Source organism: Paenibacillus sp. S150 (genome assembly GCF_019352175.1).
Classification (GTDB): Bacteria; Bacillota; Bacilli; order Paenibacillales; family Paenibacillaceae; genus Paenibacillus_AQ.
Map to the genome: position 1 here is coordinate 61,388 of NZ_JACBYI010000024.1, position 24,723 is coordinate 86,110.

The 24,723-nt window shown below is 50.9% G+C and carries 16 protein-coding genes; 8 read left to right on the forward strand and 8 right to left on the reverse strand.

Translation table 11 applies throughout. The features are described from left to right. Positions 1-87 precede the first annotated feature (87 nt). The 3 genes from HYD27_RS20265 to HYD27_RS20275 are packed head-to-tail and all read right to left on the reverse strand — an operon-like array spanning position 88 to position 3,618. Positions 88-1,752, reverse strand: a complete 1,665-nt coding sequence (locus tag HYD27_RS20265) for an extracellular solute-binding protein (RefSeq protein ID WP_219218169.1) — start codon at positions 1,750-1,752, stop codon at positions 88-90. A gap of 42 nt (positions 1,753-1,794) precedes the next feature. Continuing rightward, complete coding sequence (locus HYD27_RS20270) at positions 1,795-2,679, reverse strand: carbohydrate ABC transporter permease (RefSeq protein ID WP_219218172.1); 885 nt, start codon at positions 2,677-2,679, stop codon at positions 1,795-1,797. 18 nt (positions 2,680-2,697) lie between these two features. Beyond that, the gene (locus HYD27_RS20275; RefSeq protein ID WP_219218173.1) at positions 2,698-3,618 is read right to left on the reverse strand and encodes an ABC transporter permease; all 921 of its coding nucleotides are present in this window, start codon (positions 3,616-3,618) and stop codon (positions 2,698-2,700) included. Positions 3,619-3,766: 148 nt separating this feature from the next. Between HYD27_RS20275 and HYD27_RS20280 the strand changes: the two genes are divergently transcribed. The 6 genes from HYD27_RS20280 to HYD27_RS20305 all read left to right on the forward strand — a co-directional run bounded on the left by HYD27_RS20280 (position 3,767) and on the right by HYD27_RS20305 (position 16,472). Then, the gene (locus HYD27_RS20280) at positions 3,767-4,510 is read left to right on the forward strand and encodes a glycoside hydrolase family 16 protein (RefSeq protein WP_219218175.1); all 744 of its coding nucleotides are present in this window, start codon (positions 3,767-3,769) and stop codon (positions 4,508-4,510) included. A 351-nt stretch (positions 4,511-4,861) separates the two neighbouring features. Continuing rightward, positions 4,862-7,417 carry a beta-mannosidase gene (locus tag HYD27_RS20285; RefSeq protein ID WP_219218177.1) on the forward strand — a complete coding sequence of 852 codons (2,556 nt, stop codon included), beginning with the start codon at positions 4,862-4,864 and terminating at the stop codon, positions 7,415-7,417. Between the two features lie 265 nt (positions 7,418-7,682). Further along, a complete protein-coding gene (gene mqo / locus HYD27_RS20290) occupies positions 7,683-9,176 on the forward strand; it encodes a malate dehydrogenase (quinone) (RefSeq protein WP_219218179.1) in 1,494 nt (497 codons plus the stop codon). A gap of 360 nt (positions 9,177-9,536) precedes the next feature. Beyond that, a complete protein-coding gene (locus HYD27_RS20295; protein WP_219218181.1) occupies positions 9,537-11,165 on the forward strand; it encodes a rhamnogalacturonan lyase B N-terminal domain-containing protein in 1,629 nt (542 codons plus the stop codon). A 212-nt stretch (positions 11,166-11,377) separates the two neighbouring features. Beyond that, positions 11,378-12,295: an HPr(Ser) kinase/phosphatase gene (gene hprK / locus HYD27_RS20300; protein WP_219218183.1), complete on the forward strand. Its 918-nt coding sequence runs from the start codon at positions 11,378-11,380 to the stop codon at positions 12,293-12,295. A gap of 292 nt (positions 12,296-12,587) precedes the next feature. Next, positions 12,588-16,472 (forward strand): glycosyl hydrolase 53 family protein, encoded by a 3,885-nt coding sequence (locus tag HYD27_RS20305; protein WP_219218185.1) that lies wholly within the window; start codon positions 12,588-12,590, stop codon positions 16,470-16,472. Between the two features lie 109 nt (positions 16,473-16,581). On the opposite strand, the gene pelA is transcribed toward HYD27_RS20305, so the two are convergent. The 5 genes from pelA to HYD27_RS20330 all read right to left on the reverse strand — a co-directional run bounded on the left by pelA (position 16,582) and on the right by HYD27_RS20330 (position 22,223). Then, entirely contained in the window at positions 16,582-17,541 is a 960-nt protein-coding gene (gene pelA / locus HYD27_RS20310; protein ID WP_219218186.1) for a pectate lyase, read from the reverse strand. Between the two features lie 239 nt (positions 17,542-17,780). Next, complete coding sequence (locus HYD27_RS20315; protein WP_219218188.1) at positions 17,781-19,130, reverse strand: glycoside hydrolase family 5 protein; 1,350 nt, start codon at positions 19,128-19,130, stop codon at positions 17,781-17,783. Between the two features lie 21 nt (positions 19,131-19,151). Then, complete coding sequence (locus HYD27_RS20320) at positions 19,152-19,997, reverse strand: carbohydrate ABC transporter permease (RefSeq protein ID WP_219218190.1); 846 nt, start codon at positions 19,995-19,997, stop codon at positions 19,152-19,154. 18 nt (positions 19,998-20,015) lie between these two features. Next, on the reverse strand, positions 20,016-20,906 hold the full coding sequence (locus HYD27_RS20325; protein WP_219218192.1) for a carbohydrate ABC transporter permease: 891 nt from the start codon (positions 20,904-20,906) through the stop codon (positions 20,016-20,018). A gap of 27 nt (positions 20,907-20,933) precedes the next feature. Further along, positions 20,934-22,223, reverse strand: coding sequence for an ABC transporter substrate-binding protein (locus tag HYD27_RS20330; protein ID WP_219218194.1), 1,290 nt, complete (start codon positions 22,221-22,223; stop codon positions 20,934-20,936). Between the two features lie 189 nt (positions 22,224-22,412). On the opposite strand from HYD27_RS20330, the gene HYD27_RS32755 reads away from it, so the two are divergent. Both HYD27_RS32755 and HYD27_RS20340 read left to right on the forward strand, forming a co-directional pair. Continuing rightward, positions 22,413-23,939, forward strand: coding sequence for a sensor histidine kinase (locus tag HYD27_RS32755; protein WP_219218196.1), 1,527 nt, complete (start codon positions 22,413-22,415; stop codon positions 23,937-23,939). 16 nt (positions 23,940-23,955) lie between these two features. Then, entirely contained in the window at positions 23,956-24,681 is a 726-nt protein-coding gene (locus HYD27_RS20340) for a response regulator transcription factor (RefSeq protein ID WP_219218198.1), read from the forward strand. The last annotated feature ends 42 nt before the right edge of the window (positions 24,682-24,723 follow it).

Genomic DNA, 24,723 nt, shown 5'->3' on the forward strand with positions numbered 1-24,723 from the left:
GGTGCTCCGGCCAGAGGGCCGGAGCACCAAAGCAGGGAATACCGGCAGCCATTTCGGCAGCCGGTATAAATCTGGACAGGGGCGTGGTTACTCCGCCATTTTAGCTTTTCGCGCATCCAGCTCGGTCTGGCGGTACTCCATCACCTGTGCAAAGCCGTAACTGTCGCGGCGGTCAAGGAAGCTCTCAAAAATCTTGTCAAAAGCAGCTTCGTCCTTGGCGGTGATCAGCTCAGGCAGCACCTCTTCCCAATTTTGGGAGATACGCGACCAGGCTACCGCTACATCAGAATCGCCAAGCGGGTCCAGACCTTTGTAGATGCCGCTGTCAATGTCGGCCTGTGCGTTGGCGAAGCTCTCCATTTGCTTGATAACAGGCTCTTTCTCCGGTCTCCACTGGTTGACAATGACAGGGTTTCGCATCATCCAGTAGGTATCAAGAATGCCAAATTCCTTCTCCAGCTTCTCAATATCGGTTCCAAGCAGGTCAACAAATTCGGCCTTCAGCTGCGGTTTGCCGTCCACCGCTTCCCACGTTTCGCCTTCCTTGCCGAGGAACAAATCGCGTTGGCCTTCTTCGCTGGCGAGATAGGTCAGGAAGCGAATGGCCCGTTCCGGGTTTTCGGTGGATTTGCTGATCATTGTCACCATCCAGCCGTCCATGTTGCCGGGGAACAGCTTGGCGTTATCGCCCTTGCTGTTCTGCGGGCCATCCACTGCGATGTAGTAAGAGTCCGGATTACCGCTCGCAGCCAGCATCGGATTGACAGCCGTCATGCCGGTCCATTCGCGAATCATCATGAAATAACGGGCATTGTTCGTTTTTTCCTCCACCTGCGTATCGGAATCCACCAGGAAATCTACGTTAATCAGGCCGCGTTCGTAAGCGGTGCGGAAGGTTTTCAGCCAGGCAATATAATCCGGGTCGGTAACGCGGTCGTATACGCTGCCCTCTTTCTCATGCGGGACAGCCAGCAGATTCTGCAGATACTCGGTCATCCCGTAAGGAACATTCCCCTGGGCAAAGAAAGGGCTGATGGGTTGACCTTTATACTCGGAATACTGATCTTTTATTAATTGCAGCGCGCCCAGAAAGCCCTCAGGGGTACTTAAATCCGGACTGCCCATCTCCTCATACAGATCCTTTCGCACTAAAAAGGTTTGGTTGGCGGCCGTCATGCCGGTTTCATGCATCAGGTTGGGACTGTAGGAATCGTTCGGAACGCCGTAAGTATTGCCGTTTTCCTGGCGGTACCACTTCAGGGTGCCGTCACCCGCTACCTTGAAGAAGTACGGATCATACTGTTCGGCTAGTTCATTTAAGGCATATACATGGTCGCCTTCCCACAGCTTTTTGACAGCGGTTTCCCAAGAACCCATAGAAATGAGGTCCGGCAGCCTGCCGGAGGTCATCATCAGCGTGATTTGCTCATTCGCTTCACCGGAGGGAACTTCAAGCTTGATGTTGACGCCCGTTTTCTCCGTTATATATTTGGAGGCCAAGCTTTCCCCCCAGGAGTGGGCATACCAGTTCGCTCCGACAAACCAGGTTAAATCCACGGGGCTGGTATCGAGTGCCCATGCGGGCTCATCGGGGTTCAGGGTGGATTCGTTCTGCGGCGCCTGCGTGCTATTCGCAGGCGGTGCGGTCGGCGCACTTTCATTATTTGCCGAATTGCTGCACGCGGCCATGGCCAGTATCAGGATTACGGCCAGAACAGCGGCCAAGCCTGGCTTGATAGAATTGCGTTTCATGACATCATCATCCTTTCCTTGCTGCTTCTGAATTTTTGAGACCTACCCTTTAATGGCGCCAATCATCACCCCTTTGACCAGATAGCGTTGAATAAAGGGATAGAACACGAGAATAGGCAGTGTGGCCACCATCATGGATGCAAATTTGATGGAGTTGCCGGGAAGCCTTGCGCCGAATTGCGCCATAGCCTGCTGCTGCATGAAAGACATGGAGTTCTCCGCAATGATTTTGTACAGCATGGTTTGCAGAGGCAGCAGGTCCTGCGAACGGATGTAAATCACACCCTGATAGTAATCATTCCAGTGATAGACGGCTGAGAATAGCGCTATGGTGGCAATGACAGCCATGCTGTTGGGCAATACAATTCTGAACAGGACGCCATAATCGGATGCACCGTCTACCTTCGCAGATTCCTCCAGGCTGTCGGGGATGGTGCGGAAGAAGCTCATGAAAATGACCATATTGAAAAAAGTATACATAGAGGGAATGATGAATACCCAGAAATTATCATACAGGCCAAGCTTGGTCATTAAAATAAATGTGGGAATCAGCCCGCCTGAGAACAGCATCGTAATCAAAGCGGTTTTGAGATACAGCTTGCGGCCGATCAGATTGGACTTGCTCATTCCGTAAGCCACAATGGCGGTGAACAGCACATGCGTCACTGTCCCGATCACCGTCCGCAGCGTAGTGATATAAAAACCGGTCATCAACGTCTTGTCATTAAACGCAACACTGTAGCTGGCCAGCGACCATTCTTTTGGAAACCAGTTGACGGTACCGAGGGATGCCTGCTGCGGCGAATTAAGCGAGTTTACGAGTACAAACCACATCGGGTACAGCGTTAAAAAGCAAACCGCAAGCATCAGCAGGGTATTGCAGACCTCAAAACCTCCAATTCGCCGAAGCCTTCTGTGTCTTGCCATGAGCCTGTTCTCCCCCTTCTAGAAAATGCTGTCGCCGGTTAGTTTTCTGGATGTATGATTGGCCAAAAATAACAGCGCCAGCGCTACAATAGAGCGGGCGAACAGGACGGCCGTTGAGAAGGAATGGCGCCCGGATACCAGCCCCATATTATAGATATACAAGTCCAGACTTTCCGCCATCTTCATGTTCATGTTGTTCTTCAGCATAAAGATCTGCTCAAAGTTGCTGCCGAGTATCCCGCTGACAGCGAGGATAAATAAAATCGCTATGGTGGGGCGTATGCTCTGGACGGTAATATGCCACATGCGCTGCCGGCGGCTTGCGCCGTCCAGCTCCGCCGCTTCATACAGGCCCGGATCAATGCCGGCGATTGCCGCTATGTAGATAATGGCGCTCCAGCCGGTTTCCTTCAACGTATCGGTGAAAAAAGTAATCCACCAAAAGTACTTAGGATCGCTGTTAAACAGGATTTCACGTTCCTGGAGGCCGAGCGCCATCATCAGCTGGTTGACCACACCGCCCTCGCCCAGCCAATTGAGTGCGATGCCGCCAAAAATCGTCCAGGCAATAAAATGCGGCAGGTACGATATCGTTTGAACCGTACGCTTAAAGCGAAGGCTCCGTATTTCATTAAGCAGCAAGGCAAACAAAATGGGGATGGGGAAACCCAGCACGAGCTTGATGGTGCTCATCCCGAGGGTATTGCGGATCGAGCGCCAAAACCGGTCATCCGTCATAAAATCCTGAAAGTGCTTCAGCCCGACAAACGGGGATTGCAGCATGGGCTTGGCGATGCTAAAGTCCATAAAGGCAATAATCAGCCAAAGCATGGGGAGATAACAAAAGATGAACATCCAGATGATGCCCGGAATGACCATGCTTTGCAATTGCCATTGCCTAAAAAACGCTTTCATTTGTTCTGTCCTGTATTGAAACATGTTCTGTGCCCCCTTCCACTTTCATCGTATGAAAAAGGGCACAGGAAAAAAAGGCCATGATTATTGACCCTATCCCATTTTTTTGGATTTGTTTGACCAAGCGTCAAATTTAAGTATGCTGTGATTAAATGAGAGGAGTGTGCAAAGGATGACCAAGCTGGTATGGGAGCAGGATTTCTTAAACAGCACAACCGGTTTGAAGCTCTGGAACATTCGCGAGGGCAATGACCTGCTGGATCATGGCGGCAATCCCGTCTATCCGGGCTGGGGCAACGGCGAGCAGCAGTTTTATACGGGGCATTCCGGTAATCTGTATATCAGCGAAGCCGGCTTAAACCTGTGCGCGCGCCGCGAAGCCATTGAAACGGACGGGCGGCGCTTTGCTTATACTTCGGCCCGTTTGGACACGAGGGGCCATTTCTCCTTTTGCTGCGGCAAGCTTGTCGTGCGCGCAAAGCTGCCGGTAGGGCAGGGGCTATGGCCTGCCATCTGGCTGCTTCCGCAGGATGAGGCATACGGTCCTTGGCCCGCCTCCGGTGAGATTGATATTCTGGAAGCCAAGGGCCGCCTGCCCCGGCACATAGCGGGAACGCTGCACTACGGACCGGATCTGGACCATAAAGTCGTCGAAGAGTTTACCTATGAGCTTGAAGGCGGAACCATTAACGAATTCCGTGATTACGCGCTGGAATGGGATGCAGGCTCCATAAGGTGGCTGGTGGACGGGCATTGCTTCGCGGAACGCCGCCTGCAGCAGGGCGTGATGCCATTTGACAAACCTTTTTATCTGCTGCTTAATCTTGCGGTAGGCGGCTGGTATGACAATGCAGCGGTGGACGAAGCCGCGCTGCCCGCGGTCATGACGGTTTCGGGCATAAGGCTGTACCAATAAAAATTCGAATCGGGAGTCCGCCCATGGTCCTATAAAAAATTGCGTCATTTATCCGGCCGGCGGGAGGGGATTTGTATATATTCCTTCCCAGTAAAGGTTGAAATATCATCCCCCCTTGCTGCACAGCTGCCGTGGGAAGGTTGCTCTGCATCTGTCTGTTTTCGTCCCGGACCGATGAATCCCTGCCTTGATCAGTGGTGACAAAAGTTCCACCTTATCTTTCTCCCCCCTTCAAGTTAGGATGGAAATGTACCATTCCACCTGCTTGTTCGTGGAGGCAGCCCGACCGGCCAGAGGCGGCCGGTACGGATGCATACAGCTGCCGGAATTTAATTATTGGGAGGGACGGGTATGATGGATTTATCATTGAATGGAAAATGGAAAGTGACGCACATTCCGTATAACCAGTCCGTAGCGGATATACTTGAAGAAACCTTTGTGCCTGAGGGCTGGCTTGACGCAGAGATCCCGGAGGAGATTCACGGTACCCTTAGAAAAGCGGGTATTATACGCGGGCATGTTTATAGTAAGGACACGGATGAAGAGAAATGGATCGAGGAAGCGGACTGGGTTTATTATAAGGAATTTTACGCCGAAAGCATGTTGAAGGCGAAGAGAGTGACCCTTGCGTTTAGGGGTCTGGATACATTTTGCGACATTTATTTGAACGGAGTGAAGCTGGGCTTCAGTCAAAATATGCATGTCCCGTTCACGGTGGATATTGCGGATATTCTGAAATACGGTGCAAGAAATGTACTGGTCGTCCGGTTCTATTCGCCGGTCCGGTTTGTTGAAAACATGGATCAGAGGGGTATATTCTCCATTACTGACAGCGACCGCATTCTGGCGCGCAAGGCGCAGATGAATTATTCCTGGGATTTCTGCGGACGTTGTGTCACCACGGGAATTTGGAAGGACGTTTTCATTCAAGCGTATGACGAAGCACCAATAGACTCCTATTATCTTTATACCAAAAGCATAGAAGAAGGCTCGGCGCTGCTTGGCCTTGAAGTTGAAACCGGCACAATGGAAGAAAGCAAGGAGGCTTACAGTCTTGCTGTCAGTCTTGAAACGGGCTCGGGGAAGGTTTTCGCCAAGGAAGGAAGCTTTGAAGAGTTCAAGTCGCTGGAGATTGCAGTTGAAGATCCTTTGCTGTGGTGGCCAAGGCCGTATGGAACACCCGAATTGTATGACTTCACCCTTACTCTGAAAAAAGACGGGGAAATCATACAGGAGAAGCGGCAAAAATTCGGAATCAGGAAGGTTGAGATTATTCAGGAAAACCAGGCCGATGGCAGGTCCTTTATATTTGCCGTCAACGGCAGAAGGCTCTTTATCAGAGGTGCGAACTGGGTGCCGACCCATATGGTGTATACAGATACCGCCGATAAGGATTATGAAGTGCTGATGGATTACGCCGAAGAAGGCAATATCAGCATGCTCAGGATTTGGGGCGGAGGCATTTATGAGAGCCACAGAATGTTTGAGCTTTGTGACGAAAAGGGTATTATGATCTGGAATGATTTTATGCTTGCCTGCGGCATTTATCCGCAAAACGAAGAATTTCTGGAGAATATGGCGACGGAAGCGGAAGCTATTATTAAGGAGTACAGGAATTATACCTCCCTTGTCATCTGGGCCGGCGATAATGAGAATGGGCAGGCTTACGGCTGGGCCGGCAGACCGTATGAGTTCATGGACGACAAGGTGAGCAATAAGGTTCTTGATGAGGCATCAAAGCGGTTCGACCCCCACCGGTTTTATATGCCAACATCGCCATATAGTCCGGACGAATTTTTTAAGGGCGGCGATAACCCCTCGTCTCCTTATCAGGGAGATACGCACCTTTATATCATGTCGGCCGACCCCGGTGTTTGTGCAAACCGCGATTACGGGAAAAACTATTATAAAAGGGTGAAAAGCTATAAGCCCAGATTCATGAGCGAATTCGGCTTTATCAGCCTGCCTGAGAAGGATACCTTTTATAAATTCAACTTTTTGAGGGAGCCTATACGCTACAAGGGTGAACTGGTTGAATTTCTTCCGTTCAGCAATGACTATATAGAGAAGATGGAGCATGACAAAGTGGTCTATTATAGCCAGGTGTATAACTCCATGGCGCTGAAATACTGGATTGAGTATTTTAGAAGTCTGAAGTGGACCTGTGCAGGCTCCCTGTACTGGAAGTTCAACGACCCTGTGGCCGATTGTGCAAAAGGCGGTGTTTTTCCTTCGCATATGTCTACGGTCGACATGTACAAGCTTCCGAAAATGACCTACTATTATACCCGGAGGGCCTATGACGATCTGATTGTAGTCTGTGAGGAGACGGGCAGTGGCTATGACGTTGTGGCATGCAGCGAAATATTGGAGGATGTTCAGGGCAAACTGGTGATCTCCCACAGGGATTTCTCGGGAAACATCTTTGCAGTCAAAGAATTGGCCTGTACGGCGTTAAAAGACAGCTCAACACTGCTGTGCTCGATATCCTCCGGGGATTTCAAAGTTACAGACGCTTACCGTGAATATATTAAAGTCGAGTTCATCACGGATAACGCAGTGATTGATAACAGATATTATTTCGTTGATATCGGCGGGATCAATCAGCTTGATCTGGAAGATTCCGGCCTTAAAATCATACGCGCCGAGAGAAAGGGCTCCGAGATCGTCCTGGTTCTGAAGACGGAGCACTACGCGCGGAATGTCCGTCTGAACATTCTGGATAAACGGGCAAATTACAGCGACAATTATTTCGAGATGGATGCCGGCACCGAAAAAAAGATCAGGGTCTCTCTGCATGACGCCTCAGGCATTGAAAACACAGTTCTTTATATCGAAGGCGAAAATGTCAGCAGAATTACGAAATCTCTGGCAATGGAAGAACATCCGGACAGCTCTCATCATTAAATTTGGCGGGGCAGCTTAGGCGCTGTTAAGAGATCACTTTCTTTTAAGAAAGCGGATCTCTTTTTGTTCGTGGAGTATTCCGAAAGCGTTTCAAAAAAAAATAGAACAATATTAAAATTTATATATAATAGTGATACACTATGTTCAGGTCATGATTGATTCAGAAAAGGTGTGTGACTGGGTCGCGCCCCTGGCTTGTGTTGAAGCGCCTAAGCAGGAGCGCCTGTATCCTTCCTGCAAATCGTAGGACATAAGGACGGTAAATATGAGCAACCGACAAACGAAAACTGACGTTATTTTAATTGGTGCCGGAATCATGAGTGCGACTTTGGGGTCACTGCTGAAAGAATTAGCGCCGGAATGGGAGATTACAGTAATTGAGCGCTGCGGGGGCGCAGGTGAGGAAAGCTCCAACGAATGGAACAATGCGGGAACGGGGCATTCTTCACTGTGCGAGCTCAATTACACCCCTCTGCAGCCGGATGGAACCGTCGATATTGGCAAGGCTGTCAAAGTGAATGAAGAATATCAGTTTTCCAAACAATTTTGGTCTTATCTTGTAAAAAGCAACCGGATCCATAATCCCCGGGATTTTATCGTCCAGGTGCCTCACATGAGTTATGTGCAAGGCGAACAGGATGTAGCATTTTTGAAAAAACGTTTTGAAGCGCTGTCAAAGCATCCTTTGTTTCAGGGAATGGAATTTTCCGATGATCCGGAAAAGCTGCTGGAATGGATTCCGCTGATGATGAAAAACCGGACGATAAATAAACCTGTAGCGGGTACCAGAATCGAATCCGGGACGGACGTTAACTTTGGCGCTTTAACGCGTATGTTGTTTGCCCACTTAAAGAGCAATAATGCAGATATCCGATTTAAACATAATGTAGATGATATTAAGCGTGCCGCGGACTGCTCGTGGGAACTGAAGGTGCGCAATATGGATAACGGCAGCCTTACACGCCATAATGCCAAATTTGTCTTTATCGGCGGCGGGGGAGGAAGCCTGCATCTGCTGCAGAAATCCGGCATTCCCGAAGGAAAGGGAATCGGAGGATTTCCGGTGAGCGGCCTGTTCATGGTGTGTGAGAACCCGGAGCTTGTAGCGCAGCATCATGCCAAAGTATACGGCCAGGCTTCGGTGGGGGCCCCGCCTATGTCCGTTCCGCATCTGGACACCAGACTCATCGGCCAAAAAGAATTGTTGTTTTTCGGACCGTTTGCCGGCTTCTCGCCCAAGTTTCTGAAATTTGGTTCCATGTTTGATCTGGTAACTTCCGTAAAAACGGATAATCTGTTCACGATGCTGGCAGCAGGCGTAAAAAACCTTTCGTTGACAAAATATCTGGTCCAGCAAGTGATGTTATCGAAGGAACAGCGCATGGAAGCTTTACGGGAGTTTGTCCCGGATGCCAAAAGCGAGGATTGGAGGCTGGTGGTGGCGGGCCAGCGCGTGCAGGTTATCAAAAATACGGCTGCCGGCAGAGGAACGCTTCAATTTGGCACAGAGGTAATCAATGCCGCAGATGGCTCGATAGCTGCATTGCTCGGCGCTTCCCCGGGGGCTTCCACTGCCGTTTCCGTCATGCTTGAATTGATAACCAGGTGCTTCCCGCAGCATATCAAAGCGTGGGAACCGAAAATCAGAGCAATGATCCCTTCCTATGGTATGCCACTGTCCGAGACCCCGGAGCTTTTCCGTGAAATCGATACTGCAGCAGCGCGGACGCTTGGACTGACTAATGCCGGGGAGCAGTAAAAAGACAGGCATCAGCAATCCGTCTATGCCAAAAGAATAAATCCAGGATTAAAGGAGCAAAACTATTGTTTTGCTCCTTTAATCTGTCTGCAGATATAAAAACAATGCTGTCTCAAACGGATCTTCCGCAGTGCTGCATACAGGCTAAAGGCTGTCTTTCGGCAAGATTAATCTAATTGCTATTTTATGTAATATTATGGTACTGTTTAAATAAATTCCTAGGTGACTTTCCAGTAATTGCATAAGGGGAAAATAATTTTCTCCAGAGGGGGGGCTGATAAGCTGAGGATATGGGTGCCCGGATCGTAATGGATAAGCGGATCAATTCTATTCTATTAAAATGAATGGAGGTATTTGATAGTGACCGGACGTTTAGCACGTAAGACAGTATGTATGCTTCTTGTCATGCTGATGATTGCAGTATCGAATTTTTTTCCGGCATCAACCGGGTATGCGGCAACCGTGTATGTAACCGATAACGGGTCTACCCTTGTTGTGAATACCGGAGCAGGTCTGGTATATACCGTTAATAAAGATAATGGCGATATTACTTCGTGCAAGTTGAACGGTACTGAACTGAACAGCACGAGCAAAGCTTCGCATATCAGTTCGGGCTTGGGGTCTGCTGCCAATGTCACCTGGAGCACATCGCCTTCGGGATCGACCGTTCAAATCACCGTAACAACCGACACACTTACCCATTACTATTCATCACGAGGCGGCGAAAATATCATCTATATGGCGACTTACATCACAGCCGAGCCGTCTGTGGGCGAGCTGCGCTATATTTTCCGGGGAAATGGCAGTGTTCTGACAAGCGTTCCGGCTAATTCGAATAATAGGGGTACGACCGGGGCCATTGAAAGTTCGGATGTTTATGGCTATTCCAACGGATACACCACTTCAAAATACTATGGCAATGACCAGGCCAAGGACTTAACGATTCGGGGCGTTACGGGCAGCGGTGTGGGTGTATTCATGGCCTACGGTAACCGGGAAAAAAGCTCGGGCGGCCCGTTTTTCCGCGATATCCAGTTTCAAAGCGGCGGAGATACGGAAGTATACAACTATATGAATTCCGGTCATGCCCAGACCGAAGGCTGGCGTCTTGGATTGCATGGGCCTTATGCCTTGGTCTTCACGACAGGAGGGACTCCCGGTGTACCCGACTTCAGCTGGATGTCAGGCCTGGAATTAAAGGGATGGGTGTCCAGCCGCGGCAATGTGGTGCTTAACGGCCTTTCCGGGATGGACACCGCTTATACGTATACCATCGGTTTTGCCAACAGCACCGCCCAATATTGGGTCAACACGTCTTCGGGCGGCTCGGCGGTTAAATCCGGCATAATCCCGGGAACCTACACCATGACCGTGTATAAGGGTGAACTTGCGGTATATTCGGAAAATGTAAATGTAACTGCCGGAGCAACAACGACGCTGAACACCCGTACGATTAATGGCGACCCCAGCACAGCCTCTTCAATCTGGCGTATTGGGAATTGGGACGGCACGCCGCGCGAGCTGTTAAATGGGCAGACAATTGCTGTCCGCCATCCTTCTGACAGCCGCAATCCGAGCTGGGGCCCTGTGACGTATGCGGTCGGCAGTGCAACCAATAAGTTCCCTGCGGTGCAGTTCCGTGCACAAAATTCTCCGACCGCGATTACTTTTTCGCTGAATTCTACCCAGGCGGCAGCTGCGCATACATTAAACATTGGCATTACCACCGCTTATAACAACGGCCGCCCCAGTGTTACGGTCAACGGCCATGCCTTGAGCAATCCTGCCGCTTCATCACAACCGAATTCACGCAGCTTCACCATTGGCACGTACCGGGGCAATAATACAACCTTTTCCTGGTCGATACCCTCATCTTATCTGGTGTCAGGCACGAATACAATATCCATTACGCCCATCAGCGGCTCCAGCGATCTGGGCACCTGGTTAAGCGCAGGATGGGTGTACGACTGTGTAGAGCTTCTGAATTAAAATTCCTCCGCTTTTCTGTATTAGCAGCAATTGCTTCCCGGGGATATCCGGGCAATTGCTGCTATTTCTATTGTAGTGCTTCAGCATACCCGAATTCTCATCAAAGCGCTCATTTGCAGGAATATTCACATGGCCTGTTGAATATAACCCGGAAGCAAATGACCGAATACAGGCGTATCCCGGATACGTCCTAGCCGCAGGAGGAGAACAACATGAAGTCCATTACTGTTCAAAGCCTTACGGAGAAGCTCCATTTGGAGGTGCTGGCGGGAGCCAGCCGTATGGACCGCGAAATTACCCGCCCACGGACGCACAGGCCGGGGCTGGAGTTTGTCGGTTATTTTGATTTTTTTCCCATGGAGCGGGTGCAGGTGCTCGGCCGTAAGGAGATCAACTACTTATTGACGCTAAGCGTAGAAGAACGCATGCTGCATATCGGAAATATCGTCAAATATCATCCGCCGTGTTTCATTGTAACCTCAGGCCAGCAGGAAATCCCCTATTTGACTCTGTTCTGCAACCAGGAGGGGATTCCGCTGCTCCGTACGGGAGACACAACGACGGAGTTTATTGCCAAGCTGGACAGCTACCTGGTGAAGACGCTGGCGCCGGAGCTGTCGATCCATGGGGTGTGCGTGAACGTATCAGGCATAGGCATCCTGCTTAGGGGCAAGTCCGGAATTGGCAAAAGCGAGACCGCGCACACACTTATCCGAAGAGGCCACCGGTTCGTGGCGGACGATATTGTGGTGCTCAAGAAGCTGGGCCCGTCCACGCTGCTCGGGACGCACAATGAAACCACGCGTGAATTCCTCGCGCTGCGCAGCATCGGCCTGATCAATGTCGTGCGCCAATATGGGCGCAAGGCCTTTCAGGACGAGACGCGCATTGTGCTCGACATTGAGCTGTCCCCCTGGCGGGAAAATTCGCTGAATAATGAGCTGGAGCTGGTGTCCCAGTTCACTGAATACCTGGGTGTTCAAATTCCGCATATTGAAGTCCAGCTCCAGCCGGGACGCGATGTAGCCGGACTTATTGAGGCGGCGGCCAACAATTGGTATCTCAAGCAGCTCGGCTACAGCGCCGCGGAAGAGTTCATGAAGCGGATTGAAGACGGAATGCAGTCCTGACGGGAGGCTGGAGGTGAATTCAGTTATCCCAAATGATCAATATAAAAGCCGTTCCCTGTCTAAGCGGGAACGGCTTTTTGCCGCGGCGACGGCGGGAGTGCAAGCACTGGAAGGATGTCCATCGTGAAGCGGAAGGCTGCACAAGCAAAATGCTTGCTTAAGCATACAAAATGTTATCTTTTCAACCGTTACTTAATATTTTAACTATTGGTATATTTATATGTAAGTGCTTACATGTTTTTGGAGGCACTCATAGGCAGCGAAAGATTAAGCACAGAAAGGTGATTAGAGCATGGAAAATAAAAAAAAGATCCTATCCGTATTTTTGGCGGCATTGTTAATGTTAAGTTCTTTTTCATTCAACCTGGAGACGGCTGCTGCTGCAGATCCGAACCGTCCGTATATTGTAAACGGCGGCTTTGAGGCGGATTTCTGGACGGATCAATCATGGAGTATAGACACGGCAGATTGGAATGAGGTGGACATTCAGCAATTTGCCTATACCGATGATTCCTGGCTCACACCGGATGCAGGAGATTACGCTTTTAAATACTGGATCAAGAATACGGCTGCCGGGAACCAGGCAGTGGCAGTGAAGCAGACGCTTGCTGCGCTTCCGGCTGGAAGCTATGAGCTGTCAGTGAAGTCGATGGGCGGCGCTGGCGGCGAAGCGGGGAAAGTTGAATTATTCGCGGGCAGCGGGAAGACCGCCGCAGCCGCTACCACCGGCTATAATGCCTGGGGGACAGTCAGCCTGAAATTTGATTTGGCGCAGGATGCCTCAGGCCTGGTCATCGGGGCGAACATCAGCGGCGCTCCGGCCGCCTGGGGGTATTTGGACAGCTTTGAGCTGAAGCGGGTGGGTACGGAAGCGGTTCCGCCGGTGGCTGCGGATATTTTTGTGAAGAAGGTGGAAGGGCTCCAGCCTGACTTCATTAAGGGCGTGGATATCTCCAGCATTATTTCATTAGAAAATAGCGGCGTCCAATTTTATAATGAGAGCGGCGATGTGCAGGATATTTTTACAACTGTACATGAAGCCGGGGTTAATTATATTCGGGTCCGTATATGGCAGGATCCTTATGATGCGGCAGGTAACGGTTACGGCGGCGGCAACAATGATCTGGCAACCGCGATTGAAATCGGCAAGAGGGCGACCGCGAATGGGATGAAGCTGCTGGTGGACTTCCATTATTCCGATTTCTGGGCCGACCCGGCCAAGCAGCATACGCCCAAGGCCTGGGCAAGCTTGGGCTTCGAAGACAAGAAGACCGCACTGTACAGCTATACCAAGGACAGCCTGCAAGCCCTGCTCGATCAAGGTATAGCGGTTGGCATGGTTCAGGTAGGGAATGAAACCAACGGACAGTTCGCAGGCGAATCCGATTGGGCAAAGATCAGCGCATTGTTCAACGAGGGCAGCAGGGCGATTCGGGAGATCGGTCCCAATATACTGGTCGCCTTGCATTTTACCAACCCTGAATCCGCAGGACGATATGCTTCCTATGCGCAAACGCTGAAGAACAATAATGTGGATTATGATGTGTTCGCAAGCTCTTATTATCCATTCTGGCACGGGACATTAAGCAATTTGACCTCCGTTCTGAAGCAGGTTGCCGGTACTTATGGAAAGAAAGTAATGGTGGCCGAAACCTCTTACGCTTATACCGCCGATGACGGGGATGGGCACGGAAATACAGCGCCTCAGAGCTCCGGCCAAACCCTGGACTACCCGATCAGTGTTCAAGGCCAGGCGAACTCGGTCCGAAATGTGATCGAGGCGGTAGCGAATGTCGGTGAAGCTGGAATCGGTGTCTTTTATTGGGAGCCTGCATGGCTTCCGGTGGGTCCGAGAGTAAACCTTGAGCAGAATAAACTCCTGTGGGAACAATACGGTTCGGGTTGGGCGTCCAGCTATGCGAAGGAATATGACCCTGCGGATGCAGGCGTATGGTACGGCGGGAGTGCCGTTGACAATCAGGCTTTGTTTGATTTCAGCGGTCACCCGCTTGCTTCGCTGAATGTATTCAAATATGTGAATACTGGCGCGGTTGCTCCCATCGCCGCAGATGAAATCAAGAATGTCTCGGTGACTGCGGCTGCGGGTGAGACAATCCGGCTGCCGGCGGTCGTAAGCGTTGTTTATAATGATGGAAGCACCGGAACCTTGCCGGTGGTATGGGATCAGGCTGCGCTTGAACAAGCCATTGGCCAGGGGGCCGGCCGCTATGTGATCGGCGGAACCGCAGAAGGCGGGCTGGCGGTACAGGCTTTTCTTGAAATCAGGCAGGAGAACTTCATTGTCAACGCGGGCTTTGAGAATAGCGACAGAAGCATGTGGAAGATCATCTATGGAGAGGGAAGCGGACCGCATACCGATTACCAGAATAAAGTGACAGATGCCAGAACGGGCAATTACTCCCTGCACTTTTACTCGGCGGACAAGGTCAGCTTTAGTGTACAGCAGACCGTGTACGGACTGAACCCGGGGTACTACAATCTCTCCATGTTCATCCAGGGCGGAGATGCCGCAAATCCCGAGATGAAGCTCTTTGCCGTAACGGACGGCAGGGAAGTGAAAGTGGACACCGGAGTTAACGGGTGGGCGCAATGGAATAACCCCGAGATCGAAAATATTCTTGTGACCAACGGAACCCTTACGGCCGGAGCCAATATTCAAGCGGACGGCGGCGCCTGGGGGACGATTGATGATTTCTATTTAAGCTATGTCAAAGCGGCGGAGGAGCAGGAGCCTGGGCCAGGGACGGAAACCCCGGGGAATCCCGGAGGAGGTGAGCCGGAGACGCCTGTTGAGGAACAGCCACAGCCAGAGACGCCGGTAACCCGGCCGCCTTCTGCTGGAGCAACGATGCCTCTTACGGAGATAATTACGGCCAATGTGGACGGCGGGAGCACAGGCGGTCAGCCTGTATCGAATGTGGCGGTTACCCGGATGACCCAGCCGGACGGCTCGAAAAAAGACAAGGTGGACTATACAGCGGCCAAAGCTCTTGAAGCAGCAGGCAAGGTTGCTGCCGGCGGGCTTGATACGGTGCGGCTAGTCCTTGCGGACACGGAAGACAAGGTCTCTGAGCTGGATATCGGATTCCCGAAGGATACCTTGAAGGCGCTGGCTTCGGGTAAGGTTAATCTTGAAGTGTACACGGAGAACGCAAGATTAATCCTGCCCCGGCAAACCCTGGCCTCAATGGACAGTGATTATCGGTTCAGACTCATCCCGGTGAAGAGTGAGAATGCGATCAAGTCTGTGGAGGAACGGGCGAAGCAAGAGCAAGCCGTTCAAGCGGCTGCCGGCGCAGGAGGGGTTACAGTCGTAGGCCGTCCGATGATCATAGAGACAGGGCTAAAGGATTATCCGGCAGACTTGATTCTGCCGTTGCCCGGCAGCGTGATTCCAGCGGATGCGGCCGGGCGGACGGCATTTTTAGCTAATCTGGTGATCTATATTGAGCACAGCGACGGCGAGAGAGTGCTGGAGCAGCCTGAATTGGTGCAGTATTCGGACGGGAAGCTCGGACTCAAGTTCCAGGTCGCCAAATTCAGCACATTTGCTGTACTGAACATGGACAACTGGGCGGCATCCCGGCAGAAGCCAACCAAATATGCTCCATATATGCAAGGCTATCCTGACGGCACGTTCCGGCCGGATCAGGCCATGACCAGAGCCGAAATGGCAGCGGTTTTGTCCCGGATAGCAGGGGTCCGGAACGCAGATTCCCCGGCTGTCAGCTATAAGGATAAGAGTGATTTCGGATGGGCGGCAAATGATATTGGTGCAGTAACCACAGCCGGATTAATGACAGGCTACAAGGATGGAACCTTTGGACCGGATTTGTTTATTACCAGAGCCGAAATGGCGGCGGTTGTGGTACGCTGGATGCAGCTGACCGGGGAGCCTTCCCCTTCATTTACAGATACCTATGGCCATTGGTCAGCCGGCAATATGGCTCTGGTTCAAGAGGCCGGTTACATGGAGGGGATGCCGGACGGAAGCTTCGGACCGGATAGGCTGCTCAGCCGGGCAGAAGCGGCGACTTTAATCAATAGAGTCCTGAACCGAGAGCCTGTATCCGGCATTACGGCTTCAGCGTGGTCTGATGTGCCTCAGAGCCATTGGGCATTTCAAGATATTGCAGAAGCCACAGTCAGCCAATAGCTGCACTATGCGGGAAGCTGGCGGAGAAAAATTCTCAGGTGAGTAAGTGATATGAAAAAGGCGGCAATGGCGGGTTCCCGCATCAGGGAAGCCCATTGCCGCCTTTGGATTAATTAACCAGGCTTGCCGGCCAGTTGCCGTACCAGGAATAGCCGGTTCTTCGTTCCTGCTCTATATCGCTGAGCCGGTATTTCACAATGCCGTCCCGGCCTACAAATATGGGCTTATTGGTGCCAAGCTCATAGAACCGTGCCCATATGGGTGTTGTTACGCTGGGGTCACTCACAACAATGACATCATCGCTTGTCTTTACCACACGGATGCCGGTGATTTGAACGGCCTTGAACCAGTCCTCGGCAGCTTTGATAGCGGCGGCTATGGGTGCCGTGGATGTTCTGGTCTTCAGAAAATTCACGATGCCTACGCTTTCCTGGGCGCTGAGAGAAGGCACCTCATAGCTTCTTGCCCCTGCAGGCTTCAGTGTGGCAGAGTCATGCTGCTGCCCCCACACGGTCAATTTACCGCCTGTCACGACCTGTGTATTCAGTAAGCAATCGAGGCCCTTCGTGACGGCTTGTTTGCTTTTGCCGGCCAGGGTGCTGTCAATGAAAGAGAAATCACCTTTCCGGTTCGCAACCTCGTCCAAGAGGAGCATCACATTAATCATGGCGTTATCATTGTAGGTGATGTGGTTATGGTAACCGGTGCTTTGATAAATTTGCGGCCAGCCGCCATTGGAATACTGCATCGTTAACAGAAAATTAATGCCCTTGATGGCGGCGGCGGAGTAGGAGCTGTTACCGGTTTTTTTGTATTCGCTGGCCAACCGTCTGATTTCCGTATATGTAGCTTTGTTGTCAATGGTAGACTTGGCCCAGTCGCCGCTGGTGACGGTGTAGTCCTTCTTCCAGCCCCCGTCCGCCTGCTGGTTGTTCAGAACCTCCGAGATGCTTGCTGTTGTGCCTGAACCATCTGCGGCGAATACGGCGGCAGCCGGCTGAAACAGCACTGCCGGTACAGACAGAAGCATTGAGAGCGCTAATGCAAAAGTGAGCGTCCTTTTTTTCATTGGAAATCTCCTTTTCCCATATTTTGACAACCTTGCAAAAATGAATCCCCCCTTCAAGAATGTTAACGTGTTCATTCCCCTTATATTTTATTTTTTAATCCAATTTATGTCAATGTATTCCATTTGAGAAAATGATGAGTATACGAGCTTCAGCTCACGTGAAAATGGCAGCACCAGGATAGATTCCTGTGCTGCCATTCTTTTGTTTATGAGTAGATGAACCAAGCGGACTTCATCGTCTATTCCGGAATCCCGGTATACCTGCGCACCAAAGCCGCCAGCTCATCCCATTGCCCGCATTGCTCCCAGTGGAATGAAGCCGGAAGCTGCCAGGCATCCTCCCACGGCAGCTCCTGCAGGAAGGGCTTCAGGTTCTGCTCCACACAGACGACCTGCATGATCGTTCGCATGCGGAATTGCAGCGGATAGCGCAGCTCCCCGGAGATCGGCCGGAAACAGGTTTCCGCCATGTAATCCACCAGCGCCTCGCCTTTTTCCTGTTCCTTGTGCTGATTCCACACCTGTCCGATCCGGCCGGTCAATTGCCGCCAAGGGGTGTCTTCCCGCGGATAGACGATTCCCATGCAGGCTGCGTCCTTATAGGTCCAGAGTGCCCAGGATACATCCTTTGCTTCACACAGCTCCAGCATGTCTTCGATAATCGTGACCTGGAAATCGATATGTTCCGGCTCAAGCGTAAGACCCAGCTCACCGCACCAGACAGGGCGCTTATACTTGCCGCGGATGCTTACGAGCTTGTCGAAGGCGGCTGCGAAGATTTGCTTGCGCCGTTCCCGGTCCATTTCGGGGGTTAATACGGCTGGCTCATCGACAAAAGGATAGAAGTGGAACTCGTAGGCCACTTGCGGATCATCGACCGGGTCCAGCATGGAAAAATCGGTAGTGAAATGATTGCCTTCAATGAAAATAATGTGCTGCTGGTCGTACTGGCGGATCTCCGCAATCACTTTATGGTAGAACTCGTTGAACACCGCGGCATTAGTCACCATGGAAGGCTCATTCACGATGTCGTAGGCGGCGACCCATGGCTGGTCCCGGTAATGCCGGGCAATATGGCCCCATAAGCCGATGACGCTGTCCCGCAAGGCGGCATACTCCCAGAACAGCGGAAGTCCGCTTGCGGTATCGCAATGCCAATCGGGATTCTGGCCGCCCGGAACGGAATGGAGGTCCAGAATTGCGTAGATTTCGTATTTTTCACATAAGGAAACGACATGGTCCAGATAAACAAATCCCTCTTCCTTATAGCGGTCAGGGTGCTGGTCGTCGATAAAATACTTATAATTGAAGGGAAGCCGCAGGGAGTTGACTCCAAGGCTTTTCAAAAAAGCAAAATCCTGCTCATCCACAAATTCCAGCAGAAACCGGTCAAAAAACTTGATGCTCCGTTCCTCGCCGTAGACTTCTGTGAACGCTTTTTTTATCATGGTGTCCGTACCCGGCAACCCGATCATAAAATGCTCCAGATTCATCCACGTGCCTAATCCAAATCCGCGAAAGACTATTTTCTTGCCGCTTACCGTAAAATCCTCGCCGCTCACTTGTACAAATTTCGAATGGTCTGTCATATGCGGAACTCCTTTTCATGCTTAATTTTTCATACCGGTTGTGGCAACGCCTTGGATAAAGAAACGTTCGCCTATCAGGAACACGGCCACCATCGGCGCTGTTGCGAGCACTGTCCCCGCCATAAGCAAGCCATAATCCATCGTATGCTCCGTCTGGAAGGCCTTTAAGCCAAGCTGCAGGGTCTTCAGGGAGTCGTCATTGAGATAAATCAGCGGCGCCAAATAATCATTCCACATAAAGGTGAAGGTGAAGATGGCCAGCGTCGATACCCCTGCCGAGGCGAGCGGCATAATGATCCGCCAAAAGATTCCCCATTCGTTGTAGCCGTCCATGCGTGCCGCTTCGTTCAGCTCCATGGGCAGCGTCATAAAAAACTGCCGCAGCAGAAAAATGCCAAATCCGCTGAAAAGCTGAATCAGGATGTAGCCCGTATGCGTGTTGTACAGCCCGAGGCTGCTGACAATGGAAAACTGCGGCACCATAATTGAATGCCACGGCATCATTAAATTGGTCATGAACAGGAGGAAAATAATACTTTTAAAGGGCACCTTAAGCTTGGCGAAGGCATAGGCCGCCATGGAGCAGACAATAACCTGCAGCACGGTGATGATTATGGACAGCTTCACTGTGTTGAGGAAATACCGTCCAAAGGGAATCGCCGTCCACACCTGCTTGTAATTTTCCAGATATAAAGTCCGGGGAATCCAATTCATCGGATTTTTGAATAGATCCACATCTGTCCGCAGTGAAGTGGAAATCATCCATAGAAACGGAAACAGCGTTGCAATGGAGGCGAGTACCAATACGATCATCAAGAGAATATATAAGGCCTTGTCCTTTCCCGTTTTCAGGGCGGCATCCGGCATGTGCACTCCTCTCCTCTCTTAGTAAGTCACCCATTTTTTTTCGAGTCTGAACTGGATCAATGAGATTACCAGGATAATCAGGAACAGTACGGAGGACATAGCCGCAGCATAACCCATACGATAATGGATGAACGCTTCCTGATAGATCCGGAAGACGAGTACGTTGGTCGAACGTCCAGGTCCGCCGTCGGTCATTACCGACACCAGATCAAATACCTGGAAGGAATTGATAATGGTCAGAAGCAGCACCATGAATAGTGTCGGAGACAATCCGGGCAGTGTAACATACAGGAAGCGTTGAAGCTTGCCTGCGCCGTCCAGCTTGGCAGATTCATACAAATATTCGGGAATGCCCTGAATGCCTGCCAGCAGAATAATCATGTAGTAGCCGAAGCTCTTCCAGGCCGCCACGAGGATGATGGCGAAAAGTGCCCATTTCGAGGACATCAGCCACTCCGGCGGATTTGAGATGCCGACCGCTTTCAGGATTTGGTTGACCGGACCGGAGAGCGGGTTCAGCAGCAAACCCCAGACAATCGCGATCGAGACCATCGATGTGATTTGGGGAAAGTAGAAGGCCATGCGCAAATATTTGCGCAGATGCAGCACACTGTTCAAGGCAATCGCCGAGAACAGGGCCAGCACCATGGTGATCGGCACGAACAATCCCGTGTAGATCAGGTTGTTCTTCAGCGAGATCAGAAAATAATCGTCCCGCAGCAGCTTGGCGTAATTATCCCAGCCGACAAAATCAGGTTTGATGTTGAAGCCCCCGTAATCTGTGAAGCTCATATACAAGCCGTAGACCAGCGGGATGAAAATAAATACTGTGAATAAAGCGAAGGCCGGAAGGATGAATAATGTCCCCGCCGTGTAGGACTTGAAATGTAGAAGACGTCTGTTTGTCATCGGCAGCCCCTCCTAGTAATGACGCGGTTATGGATTAAGAATTCCTTGCCGCTGGTCTATGAAGTTTTGAATCGTCGTCTTGGCATCCTGTTCCTGGAATAAGAACAGATCCCGCTGTTCGCTGAAAATGCGGTTAACCTCATCAATTTGCGGAACCGGCTGATTCTCCATAACGGTCTTGGCTTCGAAGAAGAAGCTGCTGCCCTGAATTCCCGTTGCCTTCAGGAAGGCTTCCTTCATCTTGTCACTGGAGAAGGCCGGCAGTATGCTGGATTCCGCGATGATGGCCTCCCCTTCTTCACCGGTTACAAATTGCAGGAATTTGAAGGCGGCCTCCTGCTTGTCACTGGACGGATTAATTCCCATGAAGGTACTGACCCCGCCTACCGTAATCGGGTCGTTTATTCCTGCCGGAAGAGGCAGCGGAGCCATATCGAAGTCGATGTCCGTATTCCCGGCCGCGATGTCTGCCTTCAGCATATTAACAGTCCATTCCCCATTCAGCAGCATGGCGACATTGCCGCTTTCGAACTGCTTGATCCAGTCAATGCTTTCCGCTTTCATCTGTTTGTAGCTCATATGGGATTGATCCTGGTAGTAGATGCGGTCCAGATAATTGAGCCAGTCCGTTACGTCATCCAGGTTGTCATCCAGAATGGTGCTTCCCTTCTGCAGCGCTCCCAGAGGCGGAATAATCCAATCGGCAAAGTATCCGCCCCATTGCTTGTCCGCCCCATCATTCTTGGTCAGGCGCAGGGCCAGATCCGCGTATTCGTCCCAGGTCATCTGTGTTGGATACTCTATGCCTTCCTGGTCAAAGATATCCTTGTTGTAGAACAGGGCATATTGTGAGGTGCGGTATGGCAGGGCGTAGTAAATGCCGTCGGTGAGAACCTGGGTGGCATCCTGGAAGCTTGGTCCGTATGCACCGATATCCAGGTTGGCTTGCTTGATCTGGGAGGTGAGATCCGTCAGCTGATTTTTAGATGCATACAGCCCTAAGCTCGAGGTTCCGTTAATGCTGTAGACATCCATTTTGGAGCCGCCGGACAAGTTATTCATAATTTTGGTGTTATACTCGTTGGCATTGTTGCTGATTGTGGTCATGTTAACTTCAATGCCGCTGTTCTTCGCATTGAAGGCTTCAATCACCTTTTGCATATAATCCTCTTCATCAGTCCAGGTGTAATACTCCAGAACAACCTTTTCCTTGCTGCTCTCCTGGTCCGGAACGGCGGCATTGTTGGAGCTGCATCCTGCCATGGCAATTACAAGCGTACTGGACAGCACCAGGCCAAAGCTTTGCATTTTCTTCATTAGAACCCCTCCTGTATCTGGTTATGTATTCATATTAGAAGGAACCCCGGGTTAAGATAAGGTTGAACTTTTATCATCGGCTGAAGGGTCTGGCGCGCAGTGGGGGATGAAACTTCAACCTTTACAAGCAGGAGAGATGGAATTAAACTTTATTCAATTTATTTCTATAAGGATGGAGCTGGAGCCCGGGTGTTTATCTTCCTTGTGTTTATCCTTTTTATCGCTACAGCCATCTTCTGTCTAACCCAGCAAAAATATACCAAAGCGACCCTGTTCATGCTCTGTATGGGGCTGTCCTACCTGTTTGTTGTTACCAGCATCATCACCTATATGTCCAAAGACGCTTATTATTACTATAGCCTCTATGACTACTTCGGCATCCGGCAGAAGGTTCAGAACCAGCTGATGTTTCTGCCGCTTTCTCGCTTCGTGCTCATTCGGATTCTGAATTTCTTCACCATGGCCTTTCTGTATACGGGACTCTGCTCTGCTGTCTATTTTGCCTTTAACGTGCCTCCGAGAAGGGGACGCCTCATTCTGGCACTTCTGGCTGTACCCTGTGTTCTTCAGGTCATTTTGTATGACCCGTCCTTCTATACTTATCTGTATTACAGGCTGTATTCGGATTTCATGACCTCCCAGGGTCTGGTATCCGCTTATGAGACCTTGCATCAATTCACTTTTATAATAAATACGCTCTATTCGGCAGCAGGCATAATCCTCCTGTTCTATACTCTGTTCGACGCACCCAAGGTCCGGCAGATCCGCAGCAATATCCTGATGATCCTGATTTGCTACATTTCGGTGCAAGTGACCTACTACTATATCAACTTCTGGGCACCGGATATATTGATTACCGTATCCAAGGCAGCCCATTTCATACGCTTCAAGCCGGTCAATCTCGTAGGCAACCCGTCTCTATACACGCTGCTTCCCCCGATCGCCGGGTTCTGTCTGTGCCTCAGTCTGTACGGGATTTACAAGTATGCCCGAATACAGAACAGCATCAAAAATCAGGAGTCTGTCATCTCGCGCAATATCGACTCCGCGCTGCTGACCTCCAGGGTATTCAGCCATTATATGAAGAATGAGCTTCTGGCGATTATGGCCCAGACCGAGTTTCTGGAGAATATGTGCGAGGAATCACCGGAGGTGGTCCAGGAGGTTCAGGTCATCGAGCAACGGTGCCGCAAAATATATGATAGACTGGACGTGGTGCATCAGAAGACGCTGAAATCCAAGCTGGATCTGGAGCCTGTTGTCCTTCACGAGCTGATTGGGAAGCTGCTGGAGGAGATGGGTCCGGCGCTTAAGCAGACTGCGGTGAATTATTTCGAGCGTCAGCGGAATCTGGTGATTATGGCTGATCCATACTACTTCACACAGGCTATTGAGAACATTCTGTCCAATGCGTTGGACGCCCTGGAGCCTGTTCCGGAGAAATCAAGACGCATTGAGATCGAGATCAATCTGAAGAACAAATGGGTGGAGCTGGTAATCCGCGATAACGGTGCCGGGATGGCAGAGGAAGAGGTGCAGAACATCTTCCAGCCCTTTTACTCTTCCAAGCCTACGGCCACGAATTGGGGCATGGGCTTGTCTCTGTGCCACTCGATCATAACTACACACGGGGGCAAGATCAGTGCGGCCAGCAGAAAAGGGGAAGGCAGCTCGTTTCATATTGTGATGCCCTTGCTTTCGACATCTAAGAATTAAAGGGGGACCCGACAGCATGGGCAAATCTGCCATTAAGGTGCTTATTGTAGAGGACGATAACCTGATCGCCAAGCGGTATCAGATGATTCTTGCCAAAGACCCTGAGCTGGAGTTCGTGGGGAGGGCCGCCAGCGGCTATGAGGGGACAATGTTGGCAGCGCTTTATAAGCCGGATGTTATCCTGATGGACATTGAACTTGAAGACAAGCAGGCCGGATTACGCGCTTCGTCGGAAATATTGTCCTATATGCCGGAGATCAAGATTGTCATGCTCACCGTCAATGACACTGACGATACGGTTTTCCGCGCCTTCGAACTGGGTGTAACCAACTATCTGCTTAAGAATATGCCTGCCGAGGCTATTATTGACGCCATCAAGGACGCGTATTACGATATGCCTTCGCTGCATTCCAACATTGCCGGGAAGATTACCCGGGAGTTCAAGCGGATCAAGACGACGGAGGACAGTCTTCTTCATAATTTCCATATCCTGACGAAGCTTACCCCTACGGAGCTGGAGGTTCTCGATCTGCTGATGAAGGACTACAGCCGCCAGGAGATTTGCAAAGCCCGTCATGTAGAGCCCTCCACGCTGAAATCCCAGATCAACAGCATTCTGAAAAAATTCAATAAAAACAGCGTGCAGGAGGTGATTCCCGTACTGCGCGAATTGCATATTCCCCAGATTCTTTCCCAGCGGCAGGGGAGCCTGCCGTTTGGATCGAATACGGAAGAAGACTGAGGCAGTTCTGGCGGATAAGCACAAAAGGACATGAAACCCAAG

Bases quoted from the DNA above. Each gene is read 5' to 3' on its own strand.
- HYD27_RS20315 (WP_219218188.1), bottom strand. From the start codon at position 19,130: ATGACAGACCATTCGAAATTTGTACAAGTGAGCGGCGAGGATTTTACG.
- pelA (WP_219218186.1), bottom strand. From the start codon at position 17,541: ATGAAAAAAAGGACGCTCACTTTTGCATTAGCGCTCTCAATGCTTCTG.
- HYD27_RS20280 (WP_219218175.1), top strand. From the start codon at position 3,767: ATGACCAAGCTGGTATGGGAGCAGGATTTCTTAAACAGCACAACCGGT.
- HYD27_RS20325 (WP_219218192.1), bottom strand. From the start codon at position 20,906: ATGACAAACAGACGTCTTCTACATTTCAAGTCCTACACGGCGGGGACA.
- HYD27_RS20320 (WP_219218190.1), bottom strand. From the start codon at position 19,997: ATGCCGGATGCCGCCCTGAAAACGGGAAAGGACAAGGCCTTATATATT.
- HYD27_RS20265 (WP_219218169.1), bottom strand. From the start codon at position 1,752: ATGAAACGCAATTCTATCAAGCCAGGCTTGGCCGCTGTTCTGGCCGTA.
- HYD27_RS20330 (WP_219218194.1), bottom strand. From the start codon at position 22,223: ATGAAGAAAATGCAAAGCTTTGGCCTGGTGCTGTCCAGTACGCTTGTA.
- mqo (WP_219218179.1), top strand. From the start codon at position 7,683: ATGAGCAACCGACAAACGAAAACTGACGTTATTTTAATTGGTGCCGGA.
- HYD27_RS20275 (WP_219218173.1), bottom strand. From the start codon at position 3,618: ATGTTTCAATACAGGACAGAACAAATGAAAGCGTTTTTTAGGCAATGG.
- hprK (WP_219218183.1), top strand. From the start codon at position 11,378: ATGAAGTCCATTACTGTTCAAAGCCTTACGGAGAAGCTCCATTTGGAG.
- HYD27_RS20340 (WP_219218198.1), top strand. From the start codon at position 23,956: ATGGGCAAATCTGCCATTAAGGTGCTTATTGTAGAGGACGATAACCTG.
- HYD27_RS20270 (WP_219218172.1), bottom strand. From the start codon at position 2,679: ATGGCAAGACACAGAAGGCTTCGGCGAATTGGAGGTTTTGAGGTCTGC.
- HYD27_RS20285 (WP_219218177.1), top strand. From the start codon at position 4,862: ATGATGGATTTATCATTGAATGGAAAATGGAAAGTGACGCACATTCCG.
- HYD27_RS20305 (WP_219218185.1), top strand. From the start codon at position 12,588: ATGGAAAATAAAAAAAAGATCCTATCCGTATTTTTGGCGGCATTGTTA.